The 1,316-nt window shown below is 52.8% G+C and carries 2 protein-coding genes; both read right to left on the bottom strand.

All coding sequences use genetic code 11. From position 1 onward, the window contains the following. The coding region (locus tag V6D20_15945) for a hypothetical protein (GenBank protein ID HEY9817272.1) at window positions 1-245 on the bottom strand (245 nt) is incomplete at its 3' end. Then, the coding region (locus V6D20_15940; GenBank protein HEY9817271.1) for a hypothetical protein at window positions 245-1,316 on the bottom strand (1,072 nt) is incomplete at its 5' end. The genes V6D20_15945 and V6D20_15940, both read right to left, overlap by 1 nt.

Here is a 1,316-nt window from a genome sequence, read left to right as displayed (position 1 = left end):
CGTTGAGCGAGCGCTCGGTTGTTGAAGAGTAACAATAGGTTGGCAACGAGGCTCACCAAGAGAGCCATGCCCAAAATCCCCATGACGATAATGAGTGAATTTTCACTTTTGATGGGGAGATAGACGGTTGGGTCGGCTGCTGGGGCATCTGCGCCATTAATCGCGGCGTCCTCCGTTCGGTCTTGAGCGGTTGTGAACGGAGTATCATCTGGCGTCTGTTGAAATAGTCCTTTTAACTGCTGCATCACCTTGATTTAAGAACGGCAAATTTTGCGACGGTTGATAGCCCACTGGTCACCGTGCTGGCCATGCTATTGGCCCGCCGACTGATGGCTGAGAATAGCGATGTGGCGCTCCAGGTGGCCAGTGCGGTGACCAGCCCCGGCGCAAATATGGAAATAAAGAGCAAGAAGCCTAGGTTTTGAGAGACCTCCAATGCGCCACCCTGAGTGTTGGCTAAGACCGCCGCCACAATGCCCACCAGCAAGTTGTAGCCAATCTGCAGACCGAGGAGTCCGACAAACCCGGATAGCCAAGCCCAGATGGGTCGCCCAGAAACCGGCAAGATGGATAGCGCCACCGCAATGGGAGCCAACACGGCCGCAATCAGTAACGCAGCTTCCACGATGTTGACGAACGCCCATTGCAGCCCATAGAGCAACATTTGAATAATGGGGATGAGTCGGTCTTGCAGCACACTAGCAAAGGCTCCACTGAAATCACCTTGAAGTGCGCCACCGCTGATCTCCACCAAATCCCCGATGGCTGAGATACCGGTACGGCTAATGGCAGCTTCAGCAAATGCTTCCAAGGGGCCAAAGCTGATATTGCCGTTTTGGGCTTCCAGACGTTGGTAAATGGCGCGCACCTCATCGGCCTTGCTGTCCCAGCATTCCAAAAACGGATCGCCCGTCAAGCCTTCACATTCGCTGTAGACCTGCTTGATCCGCTGTACGCCCAAGTTATTGAGTCCAAATTGCGTAATGGCATCTTGGAGGGTATAGCCCACCAGTTGTTGCGATAACAGTCCTGAGGTCAGGCGATACCCAATTGCCCGAAGGATCAAGACCGATTCTGAAAGGAGTCTGCCATTATTGCCCAGGAAGAGCAGTACAACCAGTGGAAAGGTAAACAGCTCAACCACCGTACCCAAGTAGCGCGACTTCATAATTTCGTTGCCAAAGCGCACGAACATATAGAGAAAGCACAGCGCCAGAATGCCTCTGGAAAATTGCACAATAGTTTGCCAAAATGGCGAATCGGCGCGAATCAAGTCAATCCAGGTTTCATTCCAGGAGGCGATGGTATCTTCACTG

The sequence above is a fragment of the Candidatus Obscuribacterales bacterium genome, assembly GCA_036703605.1.
Classification (GTDB): domain Bacteria; phylum Cyanobacteriota; class Cyanobacteriia; order RECH01; family RECH01; genus RECH01.
Note: the sequence above shows the minus strand (reverse complement) of the source record. Positions and strands in the feature narration are given on the sequence as shown.